The 3313-nt window shown below is 42.2% G+C and carries 6 protein-coding genes; all 6 read right to left on the minus strand.

What is annotated here, in order from left to right; all coding sequences use genetic code 11:
• Nucleotides 1–73 precede the first annotated feature (73 nt).
• Complete coding sequence (locus PSF28_RS21885; protein WP_105881129.1) at nucleotides 74–577, minus strand: HNH endonuclease; 504 nt, start codon at nucleotides 575–577, stop codon at nucleotides 74–76.
• Nucleotides 578–752: 175 nt separating this feature from the next.
• A complete protein-coding gene (locus PSF28_RS21890) occupies nucleotides 753–1010 on the minus strand; it encodes a DUF2560 family protein (RefSeq protein ID WP_272685649.1) in 258 nt (85 codons plus the stop codon).
• Between the two features lie 207 nt (nucleotides 1011–1217).
• Nucleotides 1218–1406, minus strand: coding sequence for a hypothetical protein (locus tag PSF28_RS21895; protein WP_105881131.1), 189 nt, complete (start codon nucleotides 1404–1406; stop codon nucleotides 1218–1220).
• 32 nt (nucleotides 1407–1438) lie between these two features.
• Nucleotides 1439–2206, minus strand: coding sequence for a KilA-N domain-containing protein (locus PSF28_RS21900; RefSeq protein WP_248467953.1), 768 nt, complete (start codon nucleotides 2204–2206; stop codon nucleotides 1439–1441).
• A gap of 530 nt (nucleotides 2207–2736) precedes the next feature.
• Nucleotides 2737–3087 (minus strand): HNH endonuclease, encoded by a 351-nt coding sequence (locus tag PSF28_RS21905; RefSeq protein ID WP_272685650.1) that lies wholly within the window; start codon nucleotides 3085–3087, stop codon nucleotides 2737–2739.
• Nucleotides 3087–3313, minus strand: a 227-nt coding sequence (locus tag PSF28_RS21910) for a hypothetical protein (RefSeq protein WP_272685651.1), incomplete at its 5' end; no start/stop codon positions are given. The genes PSF28_RS21905 and PSF28_RS21910, both read right to left, overlap by 1 nt.

The following is a 3313-nucleotide window of genomic DNA, read 5'->3' on the forward strand; positions in this document are numbered from 1 at the left end:
GAAGTGACATCACGCCAGCTCGGTAAGCCGACTCGATGGCCTCCCAATCTGGTCTTTTAGCCATATTCATTCCTTATATAGAGCTTGCCCCATGATTTGAAAATTCAGCATGCAAACTATCTCTCGCCTTTTTTACCGCCATTTCAGCATCAAAAAGATTTGCAAACATTCCAACATGCTTTTTCTTTTTGTTAAAAACCACTACTGCCCTCCACTTCTTAGACCTTCCTTCCCAGTACACTCCTTTAACGCCTGATGTGTTATTTTTTGGGGTTGGTCGATTACACTGATTCTGAACTCTAGAGCATTCCCTTAAGTTGGCAATTCTGTTATCAGTCCTATCGCCATTGATATGATCTAAGTGCATGACAGGCCAGCGTCCATAAACATAAAACCACGCCAACCTATGAGCCAAGTATCTTTTCTTATTGATAGATATAATTACGTACTGGTTATTTTGTTGCCCTCCTGCAACCTGCCCCGCTGTAGTCACAGGCCACCTGCTAAATTTCCACCTAAATAATCCAGTACATTGCTCATAATCCAACAGCTCAATAAGTTCATTATGAGTTAACATGGTTAGTTCCTTTTAGAGATAAACCTTGCGCTCAGGAGTAACCAGCCCAAAGAGGGTTAACCAAACCACTACTGGTTATCCTCAAGGCTTATCCTGAAAGGTTCTTTGGTTTTATTGATAGCGCCGAGCGTGGCGCTTTAATGAAAAAGCCCACCATGATGAGCTTTGTGATTGATTATTCTGCTACTTCATCATTGAATAACGTTTTCTTAGCTTCTTGAACACGTTGATAGACGGAATCAACTTTCGTTAATGTATCGACGCTACCGTTATCAAAGTTGCCGTTGTTATTACTCCACAATTGGAAAAATAACTCATACTCAAGTGGGTCATCCTTGATGAGTTTAATTGCCTTTGCGGTTGCTGCGGTGTTATTGCCTGTTAGCTTAAGTAAGCCTAAGCGGATTTTTTGATGTGATTCTAATTCAGTCATGATTTACTCGCTGTTAGAGGATATTACCATTTAGAAACAAATAGTTACTTGATTGTTACGCGTTTTATTTGTATGCTTATAAAGCCATATGCAACTATGTATTGCTACCTCCTACATGGCACTTTTCACAATTACACCTTATATTTCGCCACCTATGCTCATTGGTGGCATTTTTTTTGCTTAACTGTGTATTTCTTGTCAATACCTTCACTCACCTTTCAGTGCTCTATAAAACGTCTTAGCAACAGTTTTAATCTGCCGTACATTGCCGCGACCAGTAACAGTGATTCGTCTTACCTCTCCAGCCTGTCGTAAGCAAGCTGTTAGCTCACCATCAGTTACATCTATCTTTGTTCCGAATCCTGTAGTCTTGGCGTCTATGTCGTAATTTTTCATATTCCACCCAATAAAAAAGGCCGCTGAGCGACCTATTGTAATGTTACAGTGTGTGATGGCTGTCGATTGCTTGGAAAGACTAGAAGTCCCTGCATTCCTGACTTTCCAAAAGCCTGAACGCATCTAGCTTCAAAGTCTTTATAGTCAATGCAACCGTTAGCTAAAGTAGTGACAGCGACTAATTGATCCTGCACCAGTTGTAAAGCTTCTGGTTTTAGGTATTGGTGTATTTTATCTTTACTGTCCTTTGCCATCTGCTTAGCTTCTTCATAAACAGAATCAGGTAGTACAGCCTGATATACCCACTTAGCTGTTATCATCCCAAATAACGATGGGCAACCGCCGACATGACCAGAATAAGGCAAGCCAGACATTCGGCTTAATGCTTGATAGAAAGGTTGTTGAAAACGCTTTTCCCATGATGTTGGCTTATCAAGTAAGAATATCGCATTGATTCTCTCATCGTTATAAACTGGCATATTGCCACGGATAAGAGCATCAATTTGTTCATCACACCATATTTCAAAATCAACAGACAACCAGCGAGCGAAACGCACAGCTAATTTAGAGTGTAGCCATGTTCCGCCACCCCTATCTTTCCTAGCTTTGCTAGTTTTTACATACGGGATTTTCCCGTATCTACCTTCAAGTGCTTGAATATATGCTATTGTTTCAGGAAGCCTGACCCACTCATTGGGCACTTTCCCAAATTTAGCTGCTATATCGGTAGCATTGATCCATCCGTCGTTATTAAAACGCACAGGGTGCCCATCATATTCGAGAGGAATAATATTATTCATACGTATTACCTTCATTTGAAATGAACCCTCGTTCACATAGAAAATCAGCCCGTCGAAGCTCGCCAGCTATAACTGACATTCTCGAAGGCTCATATCAAAGTGATTGGATTCGACGTTCAATAAATTGCGCTGTGAATGCGCGGATACAAAAAAGCCCCGCAATTGCGAGGCCAGTGATTTTCGATACATAAATTAGGCTAAACAGTCAGCCAGTTTTAATTTCATTTTTCGCGGGTATAAAAATTCACCTGAAGCGGCAGTCCTAGAGGGCGAGAGGGGTAGAGATTTTACCCGCCCCTCCCCTCTGGTGATAGTTTCATTACGTAATCAATCCAAATGAATGTCGGGAGCGTCTTCTACTATTGACGGACACCACGCGAACTCAACAACCACAGAATTATTTTCACCCCGCGGAGTTGTGGTGAGACTTAACTCTTTCTGATTAGATAACAACCGCCCATCAACTGTAAGTCCACAGCCGATCCAGCGACCGTTCTTAAACAATTTTGATAACTTAATTTGCTGTGCTTTCACTTGATTCTCTCCCTTGCAGTCTTGCGTTTATGACATGGCCAACAGAGCGATTGCAGGTTGCTATCATCATCGGTTCCCCCATGTGCCTTTGGCTTAATGTGGTCGACTGTCTTAGCTTCTACTGCTCGGGCTGACTTAATGCACTCTTGGCATAAATGCTTATCACGCTGCAGAACTCGGGTACGAATCTTATCCCACTTAGAGCCATAACCGCGTTGATGTCGGCTCAGCCCTTTTTGGTGACTTTCCCACCCTGAATTAATATGGACTTGGCAATATCCGCTTCGGTCTGTAGTTGTTTTACTGCAGCCATGCTTGCGGCAAGCACGAGGTATACGAGGTGGCATTACAACCACCCAGACTTAACGGATTGAATATCAGCGCGAAGATGTTCTAGAGAAGCTGCAAGCGCTTGTTCTGAATTAGTCATGGTCTGTTGTATTGCCGTGATAGAGGCTTGCAATTGACTAAACTCAGACTCAACCTGTTGCTTGAACTCTGTAAATTCACCATGACTAACAGGTATATTTATATCGATAGCTTCATTCAATGCCGCGATAAATGCCTTATTAT

This window comes from Providencia sp. PROV130, from assembly GCF_028482225.1.
Lineage (GTDB): Bacteria > Pseudomonadota > Gammaproteobacteria > Enterobacterales > Enterobacteriaceae > Providencia > Providencia rettgeri.

Coding starts and splice junctions, on each gene's coding strand:
- PSF28_RS21905 (WP_272685650.1), bottom strand. CDS start 3,087: ATGCCACCTCGTATACCTCGTGCTTGCCGCAAGCATGGCTGCAGTAAA.
- PSF28_RS21895 (WP_105881131.1), bottom strand. CDS start 1,406: ATGAAAAATTACGACATAGACGCCAAGACTACAGGATTCGGAACAAAG.
- PSF28_RS21890 (WP_272685649.1), bottom strand. CDS start 1,010: ATGACTGAATTAGAATCACATCAAAAAATCCGCTTAGGCTTACTTAAG.
- PSF28_RS21900 (WP_248467953.1), bottom strand. CDS start 2,206: ATGAATAATATTATTCCTCTCGAATATGATGGGCACCCTGTGCGTTTT.
- PSF28_RS21885 (WP_105881129.1), bottom strand. CDS start 577: ATGTTAACTCATAATGAACTTATTGAGCTGTTGGATTATGAGCAATGT.